General features: G+C 30.0%; 25 protein-coding genes. All 25 read left to right on the forward strand.

What is annotated here, in order from left to right; genetic code table 4:
* The first annotated feature begins 31 nt into the window (after nt 1-31).
* The 25 genes from map to SCHRY_RS01245 all read left to right on the forward strand — a co-directional run bounded on the left by map (nt 32) and on the right by SCHRY_RS01245 (nt 22651).
* A complete protein-coding gene (gene map / locus SCHRY_RS01125; RefSeq protein ID WP_016338633.1) occupies nt 32-775 on the forward strand; it encodes a type I methionyl aminopeptidase in 744 nt (247 codons plus the stop codon).
* An 88-nt stretch (nt 776-863) separates the two neighbouring features.
* Nucleotides 864-1835, forward strand: coding sequence for a glycosyltransferase family 2 protein (locus tag SCHRY_RS01130; RefSeq protein ID WP_016338634.1), 972 nt, complete (start codon nt 864-866; stop codon nt 1833-1835).
* Nucleotides 1836-1852: 17 nt separating this feature from the next.
* Nucleotides 1853-2632, forward strand: a complete 780-nt coding sequence (locus SCHRY_RS01135) for an RDD family protein (RefSeq protein WP_016338635.1) — start codon at nt 1853-1855, stop codon at nt 2630-2632.
* Between the two features lie 23 nt (nt 2633-2655).
* Nucleotides 2656-4863, forward strand: a complete 2208-nt coding sequence (locus tag SCHRY_RS01140; protein WP_016338636.1) for an ATP-dependent helicase — start codon at nt 2656-2658, stop codon at nt 4861-4863.
* A gap of 17 nt (nt 4864-4880) precedes the next feature.
* Nucleotides 4881-5795 carry a helix-turn-helix transcriptional regulator gene (locus SCHRY_RS01145; protein WP_016338637.1) on the forward strand — a complete coding sequence of 305 codons (915 nt, stop codon included), beginning with the start codon at nt 4881-4883 and terminating at the stop codon, nt 5793-5795.
* A gap of 93 nt (nt 5796-5888) precedes the next feature.
* On the forward strand, nt 5889-6152 hold the full coding sequence (locus SCHRY_RS01150) for an HPr family phosphocarrier protein (RefSeq protein ID WP_016338638.1): 264 nt from the start codon (nt 5889-5891) through the stop codon (nt 6150-6152).
* Nucleotides 6153-6265: 113 nt separating this feature from the next.
* Nucleotides 6266-7219, forward strand: a complete 954-nt coding sequence (gene tsaD / locus SCHRY_RS01155; protein ID WP_016338639.1) for a tRNA (adenosine(37)-N6)-threonylcarbamoyltransferase complex transferase subunit TsaD — start codon at nt 6266-6268, stop codon at nt 7217-7219.
* A 19-nt stretch (nt 7220-7238) separates the two neighbouring features.
* A complete protein-coding gene (locus SCHRY_RS01160) occupies nt 7239-8054 on the forward strand; it encodes a MurR/RpiR family transcriptional regulator (RefSeq protein ID WP_016338640.1) in 816 nt (271 codons plus the stop codon).
* A 3-nt stretch (nt 8055-8057) separates the two neighbouring features.
* Nucleotides 8058-8888: a MurR/RpiR family transcriptional regulator gene (locus tag SCHRY_RS01165; RefSeq protein ID WP_016338641.1), complete on the forward strand. Its 831-nt coding sequence runs from the start codon at nt 8058-8060 to the stop codon at nt 8886-8888.
* A 79-nt stretch (nt 8889-8967) separates the two neighbouring features.
* Complete coding sequence (gene deoD / locus SCHRY_RS01170; RefSeq protein WP_016338642.1) at nt 8968-9678, forward strand: purine-nucleoside phosphorylase; 711 nt, start codon at nt 8968-8970, stop codon at nt 9676-9678.
* 14 nt (nt 9679-9692) lie between these two features.
* Entirely contained in the window at nt 9693-11060 is a 1368-nt protein-coding gene (asnS, locus tag SCHRY_RS01175; RefSeq protein ID WP_016338643.1) for an asparagine--tRNA ligase, read from the forward strand.
* Between the two features lie 136 nt (nt 11061-11196).
* The gene (locus tag SCHRY_RS01180; protein ID WP_041611861.1) at nt 11197-11514 is read left to right on the forward strand and encodes a helix-turn-helix domain-containing protein; all 318 of its coding nucleotides are present in this window, start codon (nt 11197-11199) and stop codon (nt 11512-11514) included.
* Nucleotides 11515-11666: 152 nt separating this feature from the next.
* Nucleotides 11667-12152, forward strand: a complete 486-nt coding sequence (locus SCHRY_RS01185) for a hypothetical protein (RefSeq protein ID WP_016338644.1) — start codon at nt 11667-11669, stop codon at nt 12150-12152.
* Nucleotides 12152-12622 carry a hypothetical protein gene (locus tag SCHRY_RS01190; protein ID WP_016338645.1) on the forward strand — a complete coding sequence of 157 codons (471 nt, stop codon included), beginning with the start codon at nt 12152-12154 and terminating at the stop codon, nt 12620-12622. Before SCHRY_RS01185 ends, SCHRY_RS01190 begins: the two co-directional genes overlap by 1 nt.
* A 71-nt stretch (nt 12623-12693) precedes the next feature.
* On the forward strand, nt 12694-13560 hold the full coding sequence (locus SCHRY_RS01195) for a Pr6Pr family membrane protein (RefSeq protein WP_016338646.1): 867 nt from the start codon (nt 12694-12696) through the stop codon (nt 13558-13560).
* A gap of 94 nt (nt 13561-13654) precedes the next feature.
* On the forward strand, nt 13655-13951 hold the full coding sequence (rpsP, locus tag SCHRY_RS01200) for a 30S ribosomal protein S16 (protein WP_016338647.1): 297 nt from the start codon (nt 13655-13657) through the stop codon (nt 13949-13951).
* A gap of 74 nt (nt 13952-14025) precedes the next feature.
* Entirely contained in the window at nt 14026-14514 is a 489-nt protein-coding gene (rimM, locus tag SCHRY_RS01205) for a ribosome maturation factor RimM (protein ID WP_016338648.1), read from the forward strand.
* Nucleotide 14515: 1 nt separating this feature from the next.
* Nucleotides 14516-15244, forward strand: a complete 729-nt coding sequence (gene trmD, locus SCHRY_RS01210; RefSeq protein WP_016338649.1) for a tRNA (guanosine(37)-N1)-methyltransferase TrmD — start codon at nt 14516-14518, stop codon at nt 15242-15244.
* A 16-nt stretch (nt 15245-15260) separates the two neighbouring features.
* Nucleotides 15261-15623 carry a 50S ribosomal protein L19 gene (rplS, locus tag SCHRY_RS01215; protein WP_016338650.1) on the forward strand — a complete coding sequence of 121 codons (363 nt, stop codon included), beginning with the start codon at nt 15261-15263 and terminating at the stop codon, nt 15621-15623.
* Nucleotides 15624-15692: 69 nt separating this feature from the next.
* Entirely contained in the window at nt 15693-16553 is an 861-nt protein-coding gene (locus SCHRY_RS01220; protein ID WP_016338651.1) for a P-loop NTPase family protein, read from the forward strand.
* 57 nt (nt 16554-16610) lie between these two features.
* Nucleotides 16611-17492, forward strand: a complete 882-nt coding sequence (ylqF, locus tag SCHRY_RS01225) for a ribosome biogenesis GTPase YlqF (protein ID WP_016338652.1) — start codon at nt 16611-16613, stop codon at nt 17490-17492.
* Nucleotides 17485-18099 (forward strand): ribonuclease HII, encoded by a 615-nt coding sequence (locus SCHRY_RS01230; protein WP_016338653.1) that lies wholly within the window; start codon nt 17485-17487, stop codon nt 18097-18099. The genes ylqF and SCHRY_RS01230 overlap by 8 nt, the downstream gene beginning before the upstream one ends.
* A gap of 70 nt (nt 18100-18169) precedes the next feature.
* Entirely contained in the window at nt 18170-19705 is a 1536-nt protein-coding gene (locus tag SCHRY_RS01235) for a polysialyltransferase family glycosyltransferase (protein ID WP_016338654.1), read from the forward strand.
* A 110-nt stretch (nt 19706-19815) separates the two neighbouring features.
* On the forward strand, nt 19816-21474 hold the full coding sequence (locus tag SCHRY_RS01240) for an FAD-dependent oxidoreductase (RefSeq protein WP_016338655.1): 1659 nt from the start codon (nt 19816-19818) through the stop codon (nt 21472-21474).
* Between the two features lie 298 nt (nt 21475-21772).
* Nucleotides 21773-22651 carry an aspartate carbamoyltransferase catalytic subunit gene (locus SCHRY_RS01245; protein ID WP_016338656.1) on the forward strand — a complete coding sequence of 293 codons (879 nt, stop codon included), beginning with the start codon at nt 21773-21775 and terminating at the stop codon, nt 22649-22651.
* Nucleotide 22652: the final 1 nt, after the last annotated feature.

Consider the following 22652-nt stretch of genomic DNA (forward strand, 5'->3'; position numbering starts at 1 on the left):
TTATAATTAGAAGGAGAAAAGAGGAGAAAAAATGGTAACAATAAAAACCGCGCAAGAAATTAGTTATATCCGTAAAGCATGTGAAACGCTAAAATTAATTCACCAAGAATTAAAAGCAATGATTAAACCAGGAGTAACAGGTTTAATGTTAAATCAAAAGGCTGAAGAAATCATGGCCGCCAATGATTGTGTGCCAAATTTTAAAGGCTTATACAATTTCCCCGCTTCAATTTGTGTTTCGTTAAATGATGTTTTAGTCCATGGGATTCCTGATCATCGCCCATTTCAAAATGGGGATTTAGTATCAGTTGATGCAGGATGTGCTTATCAAGGCTATAATTCAGATGGGGCTTTTACCGTAATTGTTGGTAACCCAAAAGATCCAATTGACGAAAAACTAGTTTTCGTAACCAAAACATCATTGGAAAAAGCGATTGCGATTTTAAAACCAGGAGTCAGAATTGGTGATATTAGTGCAACAATCCAAAGTTATGTTGAAGAAAATGGCTTTTTTTTGCCAACAGAGTTTACAGGACACGGTATTGGGCGTAATTTACATGAAGAACCCCATATTCCTAATAGTGGTCCAGTTGGAGTTGGGATGCGTTTACAAGCAGGTATGACAATTTGTATTGAACCAATGGTCCAAATTGGAACAAAAGAGATTAAAATGCTTAGTGATAACTGAACCCCTGTTTCAAAAAATCGTTTAAATAGTGCCCATTTTGAGCATACAATTTTAATTACTGACCAAGGTTGTGAAGTATTAACATAATAAAAGATAATTATTAAAATTGCATTCCGCAATAAAAAAATAATTTTAAAATGTTATAATAAAGGTATGAAAAAGGAAGGATGTTTATATGTTTTTATCATTTCTTATTGTCGCGCAGAATAATCCCGTTAAATTAATTAAAACGCTTAGTTCAATTCGTGCGCAAACAGAACAAGATTTTGAGGTTATTTTAGTTGACGATACTGGTTTTCAACCAAAATCAGTTGTTTTAGACTTTATGTCAGAATATTTTTATCAATTTAACAAACAAATCAAAGTAATTACCAATTTACGTAGCCAAGGTTTTTCATATTCAATGAATACAGGAATTAATAAGGCCACTGGCGAATACATTGTTTTTGTTAAAGAAGGTGAAGTTCTGTATGAAAATCTTGTTGCAACATTGAAAAAAACAGTAGCAGAATTTAGCACTAATAATAAAGTAATTAATCTTTTAGAATTTGGGATTCGATATGCTAATCTAAAAACAAATAGTTTTAGTCGTTTAGCAACCGAAAAATTATTATCACCAAAAACAAATAAAGAAGTTTTAGCATATGTGCATCCTTTATTGCATACAAAAGCTTTTAATCGCGAAATGTTAATTAAAAAACAAATTTACTTTGCTAATTACACTCGTAACGAAACATTCTTTATTTATAAAGTTTTAGCTTATGCGGATGGAGTTGTTGCAGTTAAAGATATCTTAGCTGACTATGATTTAGGACAAGTTAAATACAGTGTTTTTGACTTACTAAAACAATGAGTTCATATTTTTAACTTTTATCGTGAACATAATTTGTATAAAGAATATTATGATGAATTAGAATATGCTTATGTTCGTTTCTGTTTAGTGTCATTTTTACGATTAGTACGTTTACAACATAATAAACAATTAGCAATTAAAGCAATTAATAGTGCGGAAAATAAAGTTGATCGCCGAATTAAATCTTTTATGAAAAATAAGTATGCTATAAACATTAGCGAACCTAAATTCCGAATAATTGCTGGAGATATTAAAGGTTATATTAAAGCATGACGTGCTGAATTTGCTAGATAAGATTTTTTAATGTTAATATGAAAATTATTACGAAAAAAACGACTGATAAATCCCCAGAATTTAATGAACAAGTTGTAAAAAGACCACTACCATCAACAGAGCCTGAACATTCCGAACTAGATTATTTTCTTTTAGCTTCGCCCTGACGAATTATTTTAGCCCGTTTTTTTGATATTATTATTGCTAGTATTTTACCGCTAGTCTTATCAATAACAATGGTCAAATGAAATCCAACCTATGCGATTTGGGGTTTGATTCTATTAATTGTCATAACTTTTGTTTTTTTATTTCTTTATTTTATTGTAATCCCGTATTTGTGGGGTGGCAAAACTTTTTGTAAATGAGTTCTACGGATTAAATTAATTTGTTTAAATCAAAAAATAACTTTTTTAGCCCTTTTTGTCCGTGAAGCACTAATTATTTTTATTCCGTGACTAATTGAATTATTATTTGATTTTGCCTGCATTATGATTTTTAAAATAAATATTATTGATCTTTTTAAAAATAAAACAATTGATGCCCCAATTGCTGTTATTATCATGAAAATAGTTGTGACCTTTTATTTTCTATGATATTTAGGCTTAATTTTTGCGGTTATTTTTAATAAAGATCATCAAATTTTACTTGATCGGCAATCAAAATTAATGATTGTTAAAATAAAACCAAAAGAACCCGTATCCCCAACCAAACCAATTAAAAAATTGATTAATCGAGATAAAAAACATGTTCATTTAGGAACAGATCAACCAGGGAATTTAACGGATGAAGCGTTAAAAGAAATTGATGAACTAACATAATATTATAAAAAGGAGCTTAAAAAATGTTAAATGAATTTATTACAAACTTGAATCCAAATCAACGCGAGGCGGTTTTAGCAATTAAAGGCCCCGTTCGGATTATTGCGGGGGCGGGAAGCGGCAAAACCCGAGTTATTATTAATAAAATTGCTTATTTAATTAAATATGGTAATTTGAAACCATGAAGAATTTGTGCTGTAACATTTACCAATAAAGCCGCAAATGAAATGAAAGAACGTATTATTGACTTGATTGGTTCAGATGGTAAACAATGTAGTATTTCAACCTATCACGCCTTATGTGTGCGGATTTTGCGAGAAGATATTGATACATTAGGTTATAATCGTAATTTCAATATTATTGATAATCAAGACCAAGATAGTATTTTTAGAATAATCTATAAAAAAATGGATTATAAGTATGATAATAATGAGGCAAAGTTGTTAAAAAGTGCCTTGTCAAATTGAAAGAATGATTTTATTTCCCCGGCTAGTGCAAGCGCCAACAACAGCGATAATCCAAATGCGCGTCGCTGAGCCCATGTCTATAAACTATATCAAGAACGGTTGCTAGAATTAAATAGTTTAGATTTTAATGATTTAATTTTATTAACTTACCAATTATTTCGTGATCATTTAACAGTGTTAGCAAAATGACAAGGTCGTTTTGATTATTTTTTAGTTGATGAGTTTCAAGATACAAATGATTTACAATTTAGTATTATTAAGTGATTAACTGGTGAACAACAAAATATTACTGTTGTTGGTGACCCTGATCAAACGATTTATTCATGACGAGGAGCAAAAATTAGTTTAATCTTAAACTTTGATCGGGAATTTAAAAATACCGAAACAGTTATTCTTGATCAAAATTATCGTTCAAGTCAAAATATTTTAAATTTAGCTAATAGTTTAATTGAAAATAATCCAAATCGGATTAAAAAAGAATTGTTTACAGCTAATCAAAGTGGGATTAAACCAATTTTATATCATGGTCATAGTGGCGGGGATGAAGCTGAATTTGTTGCTGGGAAAATTCACACCCTTGTTAAAAATGAAGAGGTGCGCTACCAAGACATTTTAATTTTATATCGTGCTAATTATTTATCACGCGATATTGAAGGTGCCTTAGCTGACTATGGGATTTCTTACCATATTTATGGTGCCTTTAAATTTTATGAACGTAAAGAAATTAAGGATGCCTTATCTTTTTTACGCTTATTAGTTAATAATGATCCGTTAGCTTTACAACGGGTGTTATTATTATTTCCAAAAGTAGGGGAAAAAACTATTGAACATTTTTTTGAACTGATTGCAACAGAACACCTAACAGGTAGTGACTTATTAATTAATCATCATGAACTACTAGGGACAGGTTTAGCAAACAAATTAGAACCACTAAAAAAAGCCTTAATAGCTGGGCAAAAAGCTCTGCAAGAAGAAAAAACAATTGGGGAAGTGTTAGAACAATTGCTAAAAGAAAGTGGTTATTTACAACTTTTAAAAGATAACTTTGAAGAGGAACGCGTTGAAAATATTAAAGAATTATTTAATTCAATTAAAAAATTTGATCAACAAAATAGTGATTTAAATGGAATTGATTTAGTTAATGAATATCTCCAATTAATGGCGCTGCAAACTGATAATGATAATAATTTAGTATCAGAAGATGCTGTTGCATTAATGACAATTCATAATGCGAAGGGATTAGAAAAAAAAGTTGTTTTCATTATTGGCCTAAATGAAGGGATTTTTCCCTCGGCTCAAGCGATTCGCGGAGGGGCAAGCCAAATGGAAGAAGAAAGACGAACATTTTATGTTGCAATTACAAGAGCAAAAGAGCAATTATTTATTAGTTATGCTGATGGCTTTTCTTATATTACTAATAATGAACGGTTCCCATCACGCTTTATTAAAGAACTAAATGAAAATTATTTTGATTTAATAGAAACTGAACATACAAAACCAGAATCAAAATATATTGATAAGTTTCAAAACTTTAAAAAGGATTGAAGAATTAGCTTAGAGGATTTTGGTTCACAAAAATACTTAAAAAATAAAGAAACAGATGCTGTTAAAAATCAGTGAAAAATTAATGATACAGTTAACCATGAATTATTTGGAACGGGGGTAGTTGTTAAAATTATTGCTCAAAATATTCAAATTGTCTTTCCGTCCCCAATTGGTTCAAAGATTATTTCCGCTGATAGTAAGGCAATTACAAAGGGATAAAAAAAGAGGTGGTAAAAATGAAAATTCGCAATTATAAAGAGTTAGCAAAAATTGCTGGTTGTGGGGTTGGGACGATTTCGCGTTATTTTAGTGGTGGTTCAATTAGCCCTCAAATGACCCAACGCATTGAAGCAATTTTAAAGACTAATGAATATGAAAAGAAAAGTGAAAATGCGAAAGTAATTTACCTTTTATTACCAACTAATTTAAATCACAGCTATTTTTTGCTTTTTCAGAAATTATTAAATTGTTTGTTAGATCAGCAGTATGCAATTAATACAATTTTTCTAACATCTAATTGAGAGCAACATGATGAACAACAGTTAAAGTTACTAATTAATAGTAATTTTGAAAAAATAATTTTATTTTGACCAGTAGCCAATGGCTTTATTACCGAAATTCTTGATTTTTTACAGCCTTGAAAAGAACAATCAATTTTAATTGGCCAAAATTGCCCTGACTGAACTGCTTTCTTTATTAATAATGAGAGGCTAATGTATGATTTTACAATGCATTTATTGGCAAAGGCTAAAAGTATTTTATTTTTAAACACAAAAGAAAATGATAATAAAGAGTTTTATCGCGGTTATTATAAAGCTTGTCAAGAAGTTACTATTACTCCCCAACAATTAATATTGCAACAAATTGGGGATGAAGATGAACTTAACTTAACTAATATAATTATTGACAATAAGATTGAAGCAGTTATTTGTTATGAAGATTATCCACAGTTTTTATTATCAAAACTTGCAAATTATCCTGTAGCAGTAGCGACAATTACTTGAAATGATGAAGATATTAATCATCCATGAAAAAGTGCTAAAACAATGGTAATTGATTGAACGGAAATGCTAACAAAATTAGTAACAATTCTTAATAACCCGGACCAAAAAGCAGAAACATTAGAATTACGCTATAAAATTAACGATTAAAAGGATAAAAAAACGGAATATTTTATTGAAAATTACATTTCTTTGATATAATTATTAAGGACATTAAGATTTATATTTAAGGAGGAAATTTGAATGGCATCGTTTAAGGCTATTATTATTGATCCAGTTGGTATGCATGCTCGTCCAGCCGCATTAATTGTAGGAGAAGCAGGAAAATACAAATCGGATATTACAATTTTTTCAGGAGGAAAAAGTGGTAATTTAAAATCAATTATGACAATTATTGCCTTGGGTATTCACAAGGGGGCAGAAGTTGAAATTGTTGCAACTGGTGAAGACGAAGAAGCAGCAATTAGCGGAATTGAAAAAATAATGAAAGATAACAAAGTTATATAGTTATTACAATTCATAAAAAATTAAAATTTTAGAAATTTTAATTTTTTTTTTAAATTTTATCAAAAAGTTTATTGTTTTAATATTTAGTATATAATTAAAATTGAGGTGTAAATATGGTCATTTTAGCAATTGAGACAAGTTGTGATGAAACAAGTATTGCGATTTTAGAAGATGGAAAAGTATTGAGTAATGTTATTTCGTCCCAAATCGCTGAACATACAAAATTTGGTGGGGTTGTGCCGGAATTAGCATCACGCCTACATTTAAAAAATTTAAGTTATGTTTTATCACAAGCACTTCATAACGCCAAAATAGCAATCACAGAGATTAACTATATCGCATATACAGCAAGTCCTGGGTTAATTGGCGCCTTGCATATTGGTAAAGTTGCTGCTGAGACATTAAGCACTTATTTGGAAATTCCTTTATTACCTCTAAATCATTTGTCAGGTCATATTTATGGGGCCGCAATTGAACAACAATTTGAATTTCCATTATTAGCATTATTAGTTAGTGGGGGCCATACACAATTAATATTAATGACAAAACATTTAAAATTTGAAATTCTTGGTTCAACCCTTGATGACGCTGTCGGGGAATGCTACGATAAAGTTGCCCGGATGTTGGGATTAAACTATCCTGGAGGACCAGTAATTGATCAATTAGCTCAAAAGGGTGACCCTGAACGATACCAATTACCATTACCATTAAAAGATAAAAGCTATAACTTTTCTTTTAGTGGTTTAAAATCAGCTGCTGCTAATTTAATTGCTAAAATTAAAAATCGGGGCGAAGAACTGCATGTTAATGATTTTTGTGCAACTTTTCAAAAAGTTTGTGTTGATACTTTAATGCAAAAATTAACAATGGCAATTAATGATTATCAGCCGAGAATGGTAGTTTTAGCTGGTGGTGTTTCTGCTAATCAAAGTTTACGAAAAGCATTTTTAGGGTTAGAAAACCTAGGATTACGAGCTGTTGTACCAAAATTAGAATATTGTACTGATAATGGGGCAATGATTGCGAGGTTAGGATATCAAGAAATTTTAAATAATAACAATAAATAGGAAAAGGAGAATTATAACGATGGCATCATTTCTATCGATTTTAGAAACATTTGATTCTAAAAATTTTACAAAAAAAGAAAAAGAAATTATTAAATACATCCGTGAAAATATGCGTGATGTAACAACAATGAATATTGAGGTTTTAGCTCAAAAAGTTGATACTGGATACAGTGCAATTTATGGTTTATTAAGAAAAATGCAAATTAAAGGATATCGAGACTTTTTAATTTCAATTGCTGCGGATGTTGAAATTAAATCATTAGATATGAGTAACATGGAACAGTTAATGAAGAAAACCTATTTTGACATTATTAATCAAAATGACACAATGATTGATAATGAATTAGTGCAACAAACTGTTAATGCTATTACTGGAGCATATCGTATTTTTGTGATTGGAATGGGAACAACAAATTCGTTATCACAAACATTAGCGTTAGAATTATATCGTTTTGGTTTTAATGCCTATAATTTAGATGAAAATGAAGAAGACTTAGTTGTTCGTGCTCGCTTTATGACAAAAAATGATTTAATTATTGCTTATTCATTATTTGGTGATAATGAAGCAGTTAATAAAGCGTTGGCAATTGCGAAAGATAACCAAGCCACAATTGTTGCAATTTCAGGAAAAGATATGTCAAAAGTTGTTAAATTGGCTAATTGAACGCATATTATTTCAACCCCAAATCAAAAATTAAATGACAATGAAGTTTATGTTAATAAATTATTACCTTGAATGTATTTTACAGATGATTTAATTAATCGTTTATGGTCTTCAGGCTTTGTTGATCGCGAATTTGTTTTAGCAAAACAAGAAAATCGTTGAGATTATTAATTCGTGGAAGCAATTTCAATTTTATCAAAATTATCAATGATCCAAGGTAGTTTGACCAAAAAAGAAACAAAAATTGTTAATTATCTGAAAGCAAATATTAATAACCTACGGACAATTAAAATTGAAGATTTATCAACCGCAACAGGAATTGGTTATTCGCCAATTTATTCACTGATTAAAAAGTTGGGTTTCCAAGGTTATCGTAATTTTGTTATTGCGGTAGTTGCTGAACAAGAACGGTTAAATAATAGTAATTTAAATGCGGATGCGACTGAAAATATTTCCCAGTTTTATCATGATATTATTCAACGTAATAATCAAGTTTTTGATAAACCAGCGTTGCAAAAAATAGTTGGCTGATTTAAAAAAGCGAAAATAATTTCAATTGCTGGTTTAGGAATAGCAGAATTAGCAGCCCAAGAATTAGCGACACGGTTATTTTATTTTGGTTTTTTTGCAAATGTTTTAACGGGAACTGACGAAAATATTATTTTAAAAGCAGCGGCATTAAATGAAAATGATGTTTTAATTTGTTTTTGTTTAGACCATCATAATAGTATTTTAATCAATGCAACAAAAGAGGCAAAAGCACGTGGGGCATATGTTATTACTGTTACTGCAAAATTAAATACTGATATTAGTCGTTATGCTGATTTAAATTATGGAATTATTACCTCGGCATTATATGATAAGAGTGAAGTAATGATTTCAAGTTTATTACCGTTAATTTATTGAAATGATACCTTGTTGCAACATATTATGACCCTTGATAGTGATAAAGAATATCTTGATAATAAAGCAAAAATGATTAGACTTGTAAAAAAATACCGATAATTCTTAAAGAACTATCATTTTTTTCAACTTGATAGTAAAATGATATTAATAAAAATCAAATAAAGAAAGAAGGAACACAATGACACCACATATTAATGCTGAAAAAAAAGATATTGCTAAAATTGTTTTAATGCCTGGAGACCCATTACGAGCAAAATTTATTGCTGAAAATTTTTTAGATAATTTTCGATTAGTAAATGATGTTCGTAATATGTATATGTATACAGGAACATATCATGGTAAAGAAATTACAATTGCTGGAAGTGGCATGGGTTGTCCTAGTATTGGGATTTATTCATATGAATTATTTAAGTTTTATGATGTTGAATGTATTATCCGAATTGGTTCGGCAGGAAGTTATGTTAGCGAATTAGATATTTATGATCTAGTTAATGTTACTTCAGCGTATGGGGAAAATAATTATGCTAAAATTGTTGCTGGAATTGATGATCAAGTTCTAGAAGCATCCCAAGAAGTTGTTGATTTAATTACAACAACGGCCCAAGGGTTACAGTTAAAACTTAAGAATGCTCGTGTGCATTCTTCTGATGTTTTCTATCGTCAAAACCCTGATGATTGAAAAAAAATTAATAAAGAGTATGATGCGCTTTGCGTTGAAATGGAATCTTTCGCCCTATTTGCTAATGCTCGTGCTTTAAATAAAAAAGCTGGTTGTCTATTAACAATTTCTGACTCTTTTATTAGTGGAGTTTTAACAACCGCCGAAGAACGCCAAAATAATTTTAAAAAAATGATGGAATTAGCATTAGAAACAATAATTAAATTTTAGGAAAAAGGAGAAATATGATTAAAATTGTTGATTTGTTTAATAATAAAATAACAAGTGATGAGGTTATTAGTGTTGGGGGTTGAATTAAATCAAACCGTAATAATGGGAAGTTAGGTTTTTTAGTTCTTAATGATGGCTCGGCTTTTCAAAATGTCCAAGTTGTTTATAAACCAAGTGAAGTCGCAAATTTTGCCAAAATTGAAGGAATTAAACTTTCTTCGGCGGTCAAAGTAACAGGAAAGTTTATTTTAACTCCAACGGCAAAACAACCATTTGAAATTCAAGCGCAAGCAATTGAAATTTTAGATGAAGCAACCGAAGATAGTCCAGTCCAAAAAAAAGAACATTCATTTGAATATTTACGAGAAATTGCCCATTTACGTGCCAGAACAAATACTTTTAATGCTGTTTTCCGGATTCGTAGTAGTTGCGCTTTTGCGATTCATGAGTTTTTTAATAAGAATAATTTTATTTATGTCCATACTCCAATTATTACAGGTAATGATGCCGAAGGAGCAGGGGAATCTTTTGTTGTTACCACTCGCACAGATGGTAATTATGCCGAAGATTTTTTTGGTAAAAAAGCTAGTTTAACAGTTTCAGGCCAATTACATGCTGAAGGGTTTGCCCAAGCTTTTGGGCAAGTATATACATTTGGCCCAACATTCCGTGCTGAAAATTCAAATACAACAAAGCACTGTGCGGAGTTTTGAATGATTGAGCCAGAAGTAGCATTTAATGACCTTAGTCAAAATATGGATTTAGTTGAAGAAATGATTAAAGCAATTATTAATTATTTATTTAACCATAATTTCGTTGAGTTAACTTTTTTAAATGAGACAGTTGATAAGACATTATTAGAGCGCTTAACAATTTTGAAAGATAGCTCGTTTACTAGAATGACATATAGTGAAGCAATTAATGTTTTAACAACAGCTTTAAATAATAATCATCCTTTTGAAAACAAAGATATTTTCTGAGGAATGGACTTACAAACCGAACATGAAAGATTTTTATGTGAAGAAGTCACTAAAAAACCAATGTTTTTAACGGATTATCCAAAAGATATTAAAGCTTTTTATATGAAAGTAAATTCGGATAATAAGACAGTTGCAGCGTGTGATTTATTGGTTCCCGGAATTGGGGAATTAGTTGGGGGTAGTGAACGGGAAAGTAACTATGACAAAATTGTTGCTCGTTGTCATGAAATGAATGTACCAGTTGAGGAATTAACTTGATATTTAGATTTACGCAAATATGGTTACTATAAAAGCGCTGGTTTTGGTCTAGGCTTTGAACGCCTAGTGATGTATGTAACAGGAATCTTAAATATTCGCGATGTAATTCCGTTTCCACGGACACCAAAAAACTTATTATTTTAAAATTGAAATATGTTGTAAAAGAATTTTATTAAATAATAAAATTTTTTTTATGCTATAATCGGTGTATTGCATAGTTAGGAACGACTTAATTACTTTGCCTTTATCTTGGGACAAAAAGGAAAGAAAGGGGATCTTTTTGAACGAAATTATTAAACAATTACGGATTACACGAGGTTTGACGCAAAGAGAGTTAGCGGAGATATCAGGGTTACAGCAATCAACAATTTGTCGAATTGAAAATAATTGTTCAGCAACAAGCTGAAGTAAATTATTGGCCCTATTAATTGCGTTGAAAATTGATGTAAATGACTTTATTACAAAACTAAATTCATTTAATTCGAGAAAAGTATGTGAGTTTTTATCATTAATTATTGATAATCCTAAAATTAGAAAAGAATTGGCCAATAATCCAAAATTATTGGCCACCAAAATTTTAAGAATTTTTTCAAATTAAAATAATTTAAATAAATATGTAATAAGGATTTTTCTAGTTATGCAATTAGAAAAAATATGATAAAGATACCCTTTTTTGTAAAGGGTTTTTTCAGTTTTAACCCCTTAATGTTATAATAAATAAGATAGAGGTTTAAATACCAGGAGGAAAATATGATCTGAAATTATTATTTTATTTTTGACAGTAATGGAATTAACCAAGAAATCCGTTGCATTTGTCGTTCAGCTGAAGATGCTGTTTTAGCTTTACAGGATTGTTATTTGGATAATAAATATAACGAAGACATTGTGAAGCAAATTTCATTTTGTTTGGTTTATAGTTATGATGATAGCAATGAAAGTTATGAATTTAGCAAACGCTTAACAGGAGAATTTATTAATAGTTTGCTATTATGTAAACAGTGTAACCGAATTAAACATAAATTAAACGCTGACAAAATTTGTTCAGAATGTGAAAATGAATTAATTGGTTTGGAAACATTTAAATGTGATTTATGTAAAAAACAACGTTTAACTCGTGATGATTTTGCTCGTGAATTATATGGGGAATTAATTTATGAAGGTCACAAATATAAAATTTGTTTTAAATGTGCAGAACAAAACTATCAAAAAGAACCAAAGAAAAGGGAGATGAAATAATGAATATGCAAAAAAATTTATATGTTATTTTTTATGTTGAAGACCCCAATAAACGTCGTAGCGAAAAAGTTGTTAAAGTTTTTACAACTGCTGAACAAACAGTTAAATATTTATTAACAAAAGTAACAATTGAAGGGAAAAAGATCATCAAAGATAATCGTTGAATTTTACAAGTCTTTAACTATATTCCTGCTGATGATCGCTATGAATTTTCAAAATGAGAAACAGCACAAGTTAAAAGCGTAGTTGGAATTTGTACTCATTGTCATGAATACTTTGCTCGGGAAAACAATTTAAATATGTGTGATAGTTGTTTTCTACAAGTTCAAAAAGGATTACAAGAATGTGACGTTTGTCATCAATTCTTTAACCCAATAGGAACAAAATTTGTTTCAAATGGGGATGTTTTTCCATCATTAGCCTGCTTAGATTGTTCAAAAGATTTAATTAAAAATTTAAAATTAAACTAAGAATATGGTTTACCATTTTATGTTATAATAACGACAGAAATTAATATTTTAAAAAATATTAGGAGGAGCAAATGTTAAAGTTAAATAATAAGATATTATTTTGATTTAGATTAAGCGCTTTACTAGTAGTGGTATTCTTTTTAATCTCTGATCTAGTTTTAACAATTATCAACCCTGCAGGAATTAATGCTGATTTAGGATATGCAGAGCGAGTTTCTAATTACTATGCTTTTTTTACAACTCAAAGTAATTATATTGTCGCGGCTTATTTCTTAGGTTATTTATTTGAATCAAAATTTCGTAATACGCGCCCATCAGATGTAATTAAATTAGCGGTTGTAACATACATTACAGTAACAATGCTAGTATTCTGATTTGGAATTTTTACCAATACGCAAACAAATACCTCATATAGTTCTTATGAATGAATTTCAACAATAATTTTACACTTAGTGATTCCATTCTGTATGATTTTGAGTTATATTTTAACGGCGGGAGAAAGTCAGTATAATATTCGTAACCATTATAAATTATCATTATGATTAATTTTAGCTTATCCGGTCTTATATTTTGTAGTTATTTTAATTCGAGGTATCTTCCGACAAATGGACCATCGCCCTGAAGGAACGTGGTTTCCATATTTCTTTTTAAATATTTACCAACCAAATGGGATTTTGATTTTGGCGCTAATTTTTATTTGTATTCTTGTTTTATTTGTTGGGTTACAATATATTTATCTATGAATAAACAATATGCTATTTAGACGAAATAAAGGAGAAACCTTAAATACAACAGTTAACAAAAAGGTTTTTGGAATTAATACCAAACCATTACCAATTAAAAATGAAAAAGTATTTATTCCGGCAACATTAATAAATTTAAATAAAAGTTATGTTAAAAAAATAGCAGATAGTAAAAACGAGAAAAATGTTAAGTAAAAATACTTGACACTTTTTTTTATTTTGGTAGAATATATATTGATGTTAAGTTTTATAGTTTAACAGCAGAAATTTTTTAGAAAGGATATTTAGTATGGTAAAACTACGTTTAAAAAGAACAGGTAAAAAGAAAACGGCTTTTTATCGCATTGTTGCAATTGATGCTCGTGTCAAACGTGATGGTGAATACATTGAATTAATTGGAACATATAACCCAATTAATGGTGATGTTAAAATTGATCAAGAAATTGCTTTTAAATGACTACAAAATGGGGCGCAACCAACTGATACTGTTCGTAATTTATTAAGTAAAGAAGGTCTAATGACAAAATTACATAATGAAAAACAAGCAGTTAAAAAAGATAGTGCCAAACCAAAAAAAGGGGAATAACATTTAATTAAATTCATCAAATTAATTATTATTTTTTAACCAATGTTAAAGTTAATTAGAATAAGGACATATTTATGAAAAATTTAATTAAAGTTTTTACAATCAAAAAACCCCATGGCATTAAAGGGGAAGTAAAAGTCGTTGGCTTGATTAATCTTAAAACGTACGCAACAGTTGATAATAAATTAGCTTTTATTAAAACAGGTGAAACTTTTATTCCTGTGACAGTTGTGAAAGTTTTTGGAACAATTGACAAATTAGTGATGCGGTTGAAAGAATATTGTAATATTAATGATGTTATTAAATTCCAAGGTTGTGATGTTTATTTTAAAAAAGATGATGTTGGTGATATCCCAGTCTTAACTTCGCTGATTGGTTATCAAGTAATCAAAGATGATCAAATAATTGGCACAGTAATTGACCAGTTAGAAACAAAAGCTCATCCGATTCTGCGAATTAAAGATTTACAAAGTGATCAGATAATGTTAATCCCAATTGTCAAAGAGTATGTTCAAACAATTGATGAAACAACAAGAAGTGTAATATTAGATAAGGTGATTTAATGTGAAAAAATTTACAGTCTTAACTTTATTTCCCGAAATGTTTGAAGGGTTTGTGACAACATCAATTATTAAGAAGGCACTTGAGAGAAATTTAATTACGATTGAAATTGTTGATATTCGTAATTATAGTGTTGGTAAACATCATCAAGTTGATGATTATCAATATGGTGGGGGACAAGGAATGGTCTTAATGCTTGAACCATTGGTAAAAGCAATTCATGATCATCAAACAAGCAATAGTCTTGTAATCTTATTAACTCCCCAAGGCGAAACTTACCAGCAAAAATTGGCAGTTAATCTTGCCAATGATAGTGCTGATTTGATTTTAATTTGTGGTCACTATGAAGGTTTTGATGAACGAATTTTACATTATGTTGATTTAGAACTTTCGTTAGGAGATTATGTCTTAACGGGAGGAGAATTAGCTAGCATGGTACTAATTGATAGTATTGCGCGATTAGCAAACGATGTTATTAATCCTGATTCTCATCAAAATGATTCTTTTTCCAACGGTTTATTAGACTATCCGGTTTATACCAAACCAGTTATTTTTGAGGGTCATGAAGTTCCAGCAGTATTATTAAGTGGTCATCATCAAAATATTGCCCAATGAAGAGAATTTAAAGCTTTTGAGAAAACATTTCACAAAAGACCAGATTTATTAAAACAAAAAAAATTATCACAACTGCAACAACAATGGTTAGCAGAATTAGAACAAAAAGAAAATTAGAAAGGAAACAAAGATTATGAATATGCGTTTAGTAGATGAAGTAACAATCAGTCAACTTCGTAATGATTTACCTGAATTTTCATCAGGAGATACTATTCAAGTCCATTACAAGATTCAAGAAGGAAATAAATTTAGAATCCAGCTTTTTGAAGGAGTTGTAATTAAATTACAAGGTAGTGGTATTACAAAATCAGTAACAATTAGAAAAATCAGTAATGGAACTGGTGTTGAAAGAAACTTTCCAATTCATTCGCCTTTAATCGAAAAGATTAAGGTTGTTAAATATGGGAAAGTACGTCGAGCAAGAATTTACTATATGAGAGATCGTCAAGGAAAAGCTGCTCGTATTAAAGAAATTATTAATCCAAGAAAAAAATAATATGTCACGATAAAGAAAAATTGCATATTATCCAACAATAATTTAATAGCACGAGGAGGTATATTAGTTATGCACGCAGAACAAGGTGAATTAGTGTCCTCTAAATTTATCAAAATTAGTAAAAAGATTTTAGATTTAGCTAAGGAAATGGATGTAGTGGTTGAAATTGTTGATGCCAGAATTCCTTTTTCCGGGGCAAATTTATTGGATTACCATGCTTTGGGGAATAAAAAACGACTAATATTTTTAACAAATCCACACAGAGCAGACGCCAAGCAAACAGATGCTTGGGTTGAATTTTATAAAAACAAAGGAATCAAGTGTCAAATTCTTGATTCTGATAAATTATTGCTAGAAGATAACCAAGAATTTCTTAACAGTGATTGAACTGGAGAATTAACAAAATTTAAGAATAAAAAAATTTTAATAATTGGATTACCAGATAGTTTACGAACTATGGTTTTGGCAAATTTATTTAATTTACCAGAACTAGTTACTGGAATTCCAAGTAATTTATATTGAAAATATAAAGCAACACGTTTTGAAGGAGTTGAAATTATGGTAACTCCTGATATTACTCCCTTTACTCCTTTTGACCAAGATGTTTATTGACATACCCAAATGTTAGGAATCTTTAATGTTGATGGTAATGAGGAAAGTGTCGCTGTTAAAATATTTGAATTTTTAGTTAAAAAATACAAAAAGAAATTAGAGGAAGGTTATGGTCTGACGCCAAAAGAACCAATGAAGGTTAATGATATTGTTAACTGTTTAATTAAAATTATGGCAATTACCAAAGCAATCCAAATTAATGAAATTTCTGATTTAACGGTTGCTTGTACTAACTTTTTTAAAGACTTTATTAGTGGTAAACGGATTGATAAAGTAAGCATTGAATGAGTTAGTGATTATGAAAAAAAATCCTTATAATTTTGTAAGGATTTTTTTATTTCGTTATAATTAAAGTAAGAAAGTTTGAGGGGTAATATGAAAGCAAATATCCATTGGTTTCCTGGTCATATGGCGAAAACAATTCGCCAATTAGATGAACAGAATAAGTTAATAGATTTAGTTATTGAAATTGTTGATAGTCGTATCCCAATTTCATCACGTAACCCCTTAGTTGATAAGATTTTTGCCAATAAACCAAAGTTGATTATTTTAAATAAAAAAGATCTTGCTGATCCCAAAATTACGGGACAATGAATTAACTATTATAAACAACAAGGTCAAACAGCAATTACTTTAAATAGTAAAGATTTACAAATTAAAAAAGAAATAATTGCTAAGATTTACGAAGTTTTGGCCCCAAAAATTGAAAAAGCGCTTACAAGGGGAATTAAAAACCCTAAACTAAAAGTTTTAATTATTGGAATTCCAAATGTTGGTAAGTCAACTTTTATTAATGCTTTAATTAAACGTCAGTCAGCAAAAGTTGGGAATAAGCCAGGAGTAACAAAGGGACAGCAATGATTAAAATTAAACGATCAAATTGATTTAGTTGATACCCCAGGAATTTTATGGCCAAAGTTTGATGACCCGCAAGTTGCTTTAAATCTTGCTTTTACCCGATCAATTAAAGAAGATATTTTACCAAAAGAAGAAGTTGCTTTTGGGGCATTAAAATTTTTTTACCAGCATTACTTTAACCCTTTAGCGCAGATTTATCAACTAACTTATAATCCTGACCTTAATCTTGAAGATGAAGTAACACTCTTTAATTTAATGTTGGAAATGCAAACAAATAAATTTAAAGTTAAAAGTGAGGATAATATTGAGCGGATTGTCAACGATTTTTTAAACCAAGTTTGAAATAACAAGTTAGGACTAGTTTCATTTGAAAGACCATCAGAGGATAACAATGAATAAATTTGAGCAAAACCTTTTAAAGAACCATAAACCAATTCAATATTTAGCTGGAACAGATGAAGCAGGACGGGGATGTTTAGCAGGACCATTAGTAGTTGGTGCTGTTATTTTACCCCTAGACTATCAAAACGTTGCAATTAGAGATAGTAAAAAACTAACAGAAAAAAAACGACTTGAATTATACGAAGAGATTATCAACGTGGCAATTAGTTATCAAATTGTTGTAATGTCGGTCGAAGAAGTTGAACAGTTAAATCCAAAACGTGCTAGCATTGTTGGGATGGAACGGGCAATTTTAGGATTAACAATTAAACCAGATTTAATTTTAACTGATGCTGAAAAAATTGATTCTAAATTTGATTTCATTCCAATTATTGATGGTGATAATTTATCACAAACTATTGGGGCCGCTTCAATTTTAGCAAAAGTATACCGTGATAATCTAATGCAAGCATATCATCGGCAATTTCCCCAATATCATTTTAATCAAAATAAAGGTTATGGTACAAAACATCATTTGGCAATGTTAAAAAAACATGGGTATACAAAAATTCATCGCAAAACTTATCAACCAATTAAAACGATGGTAAAAGAAAAGCTAGGATAAAAAAACAAAAAATCTTATTTTTCTTGAATTCAAAAATACTAAAAATTATTATCTAGGAGAAATATAAAATATGAAAAAATTATTATTAATATCAGGTGCTATCTGTATGGTAACTAGTAGCTTTGCTGGACAAATCCCAGTCTTTCAGAAAGAATCGTTAGAAACAAAAACCTCTCGGGCAGGGCAGGGAATTTTAAATAATGTTACAGAAAATTTATCAAATGAAAAAATAAATAATATCTCAGTTTATTTTATTGGCCGTAATGGCGCTTTTATTGCGATTCAAGAGTTATTGTCGGCTTTATTAACAGCTCAAAATCCAAATAAGGAAGTTTATTTTTATTTAAGTCCGGGAATTAAAGATAGTGATGCAATTGGGATAATTAATTGATCGGCGATTACAGCGCACTTTCCTAATTTTCATTTTGGTCGCTCACAAACGCAAGAATATATTACTGATCAAGATTTAAAGGCGGTAAAAGATAAATTACAACCAAACCAGAAAATAGATGTTTACATTGAAGATTTTGCATTAGGACAAATTCGTCCCACACAAATGATTAGTGATTTATCAGATTCATGAGCAGTGATAGATTCTATTACCTTTCCAACTGATGGAGTTGGCCATTTTGTTTTTACTGCCAAAACTCAACAGTATCTTGATCAGTTATCTAGTGCTACAAAAGAATATTACAGTAAAATTTGACAAAATCTTTTTGCGGGGGCAAAAATAACAGCTGATTATACCAGCAATGATTTAATAGGAGCTAGTCAGTATTTGCCAGCAATTACAAATTTTGGCCAAGGTTTTAACAAAGTTAATAGTTGAGTTGGAACAGATCAATACTATTTAGAAGGAACAACATCACCACGAGCTTGAAATGAAATTGGGACAGGACTGCACCAAGCTTGAACAGCAATGACCCCAGCAACTCAGAATGTTTTTAAAGCAGCTTATAATTTAAATACCTTTGATTTTTCTTATACAATTGATAAAAGAAATATTGTTTATTCGGGTTCTTTAATGAGTGAATCAACAGCCTTAGCAAATGAAGTGGCAGTAATTGTTAATAATTATAATAAGTTTTACCAAAATGATGGATTAACAAACATTTTGTATAAACCCCATCCGCGTGAAAAAGAAAGCAATTTAAATAAGTTAGCACAAACTGTTAAAAAAACCGTTAATGATTATAGTGACTGATTTCATATTGTTCCGCAAGAAGTGCCAATTGAAGTTTTTCCATTAACAGATACTTTTACAACTGATGTAACTGGGAAAACTAAATTTGGTTATTATATGTTTGGAACATCAACATCAGTGCAATCTTTTTATGAAGCCCAAGCAACACCACAAATTATTGAATTTATTTTTCCTACAAGTCAAGATATTACAACAGCCCTTAATTGATATGGTAAAGATAGTACAGTTCTTGATTTTAGTAAGGTTTTTAATCAAAATATGCCAATTAAACATAACAAGTGAATTATTATTTTATTAACAACCCTAATCCCAACAATAGTTATTGTCGCAAGCGGAGTTGGCGGATATTATATTTATCGTCATGTTAAAAAAAGTAAAACAGTTGCAATAAAATCAGAGTAAAATATTCTGATTTTTTTCCTTTCCTAGGCAAAAACATTAGCAGAACAAATATTTTGCTATAATAAGCATAGTAGTAATTAATTATTAATTTGCAAAGGAGTAATTATATTATGAAAAAAATTGTTATTATTGGTGGAGGCGCTGGGGGTGCTGGTGCTGCCGCAAAATGTCGTCGGTTAGATGAAACAGCTCAAATTACTGTTTATGAAAAATCAGGGTTTGTGTCTTATTCAAATTGTGGCTTACCATATTATTTTTCCCATAAGATTAAAAACTTTGATAGTTTAATCTTAAATACCCCGGAAGCTTTAAAAGCAAATTATAATTTCGATGTTTTTGTTAAACATGAAGTATTTGACTTAGATGTTAAAACCAAAACAATCAAGGTGAGAAATTTATTAACAGGAACAGAATTTAGTGATAATTATGATGTTTTAATTATTGCGGCTGGGGCACCTGCTTTACGACCAAACATTCCAGGGCTAGCAGAAAGCAATAATGTTTTTTCGTTAAAAACACCTGATGATATTTTAGCGGTTGATGAATATTTTAAAAACCATGGTGAACCAGAAAATGTTGTCATTGTTGGTGGAGGTTTTATTGGGGTCGAAATTGCCGAAAATTTTAAAATTAGAGGAGTTAAAAATGTCACAATTATTGATGCTCAAGATCAATTATTTTTAACCGTTGATAAAGATATTGCGGCTTGAGGGCATAAAGCCTTATTAGAAAAAGGGATTACCTTAAAATTACAAAAAAGTTTAGCAAGTTTTGCTGATAATGGTAAAACAATTATTTTAGCAGATGGGGAGAAAATTAAAACGGATTTAACATTTTTAACAATTGGCGTTCGCCCAGAGGTAGAAATTTATCGTCAAAATGGTATTGCAATCGGTCAAACGGGAGGAATAAAAACAGATAAACACCAGGCAACTAATATTGCCGATATTTATGCAATTGGTGATATTGCTGAAACATTTGATCTTGACGGTAATCCTGTCCGAATTGCTTTAGCTACTCCGGCTTCTCGTCAAGCAGTTGTTGTTGCTAATCATATTTATCAAATTAAGGATGAATACAAGGGTAGTCAAGGAACAAATGCAATTAGTATTTTTTCAACAACAATTGCCGCAATTGGTAAAACGGAAAAACAATTGCAAGAGGAAGGAATTAACTATCACAAAGTTGTTGTTGCCAAACAAAATAAATTAGGGTTACTTGGGGGAGAGTTTATTTGATTTAAACTATTATTTACTAAAGAAGGTTCTATTTTAGGAGCACAAGCAGTTGGCCCAGAAAGCACTGAAAAACGGATTACTTATTTAGCAATTGTGATGTATGCCAAACAAACCATCTTTGATTTAGTTGAATATCAAGTCGCCTATAATCCTGTTGTTGATAATTCTTTTGATGTAATTAATATGGCTGGTCGGGCAGCACGCCTTATTTTATCACAAACTTATCAAATTGCTTATGTCGAAGATGTTGAAACTTTACAAGCACAAGGGTGAAAAATTTTAGATGTTCGTAAACCAACCGAATTAACAGCAATGGGTCAAATTCCCGGGTCAATTAATATCCCATGAGATCAATTACGTCATCGTATTAGCGAATTAAATCCAGCACAAAAATATCTTGTCCATTGTCGTTCAGGAGCACGTTCATATAATGCAACTTTAATTCTACAAGCCCATGGGTTTAAAAATGTTAAAAACCTAGCGGGAGGTTATGAATATTGAATGGTATATCAACAATATCATAAGTTTTAATTAAGAGTTCGGAAAATAACTTTTTATTAGAAAGTTAATTTTATCCTTTACAAAAAATATTTTTTTGATAATATATATAATTAAGGTGAAGATAAATGCAAAGATGAAAAAAATCGGAACTAAAAAATCAAAATCAGGTCAAAACAGATCGCCTGCTAATGACTAGTTTTATTATTCATCTTTTATTTAATTTATTCTCTCCCAATAGTTTTAAAACTTACTTAATTAATAACAAAATTTGATTATTAATTAAGTAAGTTTTTTTATGCCATTTAATTGCTAGAAAGAAGGAACAAAAATGAAAAAGAGTTTATTTAATTTAGATGACTGACAAGAAGAAGATATTAATGTCTTGTTAACAAGCGCCTTAGAGTTTAAAAATAAAGAGAAACAAATTGATTATCAGCAAAATAAAATTGTCGCTAATTTATTTTTTGAACCATCAACACGAACACATTATTCATTTGTTGTTGCAGCCCACAAATTAGGGTGTAAAACATTAAATTTTAATGAAAGTTTTAGTGCCACAAAAAAAGGGGAAAGTTTGTATGATACAATAAAGACTTTTGAAGCATTAGGTGTAGATGCCATTATTATTCGCCATCATCAGAACAATTATTACGAACAATTAGCAACAAAAATATCAACCCCAATTATTAATGGTGGGGATGGTAGTGGTAATCATCCCACCCAAAGTTTATTAGACTTATTAACAATTAAAGAACATTTTAATCAGTTTGAGGGGTTAAGCATTATGATTGTTGGAGATATCAAGAACTCACGTGTTGCCAAAACAAACATTCAAATTATGCAAAAATTAGGGATGAATGTTTATGTCACAGGAATCAAAGAATTACAAATCCCTAATGTTCAACAAATTGATTTTAAAACAGGATTAGCCAAAATGGATGTCGTGATGATATTACGCTATCAATTTGAACGCTTTGAGGATAATGAAAAATACCATCTTGCTTATTTACAAAATTATAAATTAACTTTACCCCTTGTGGCAACAATGAAACCAACAGCGATAATTATGCACCCAGCCCCCTTTAATCGAGGCATTGAAATTGATGATGAAGTTGTAGAATGTTCGCGCTCGAAAATCTTTGCCCAAATGTCAAATGGTGTTTTTATTCGTATGGCTTTAATTAATAATGCTTTAGAGGGTCAGTAAA

It is taken from the genome of Spiroplasma chrysopicola DF-1 (assembly GCF_000400935.1).
GTDB lineage: Bacteria > Bacillota_I > Bacilli_A > Mycoplasmatales > Mycoplasmataceae > Spiroplasma > Spiroplasma chrysopicola.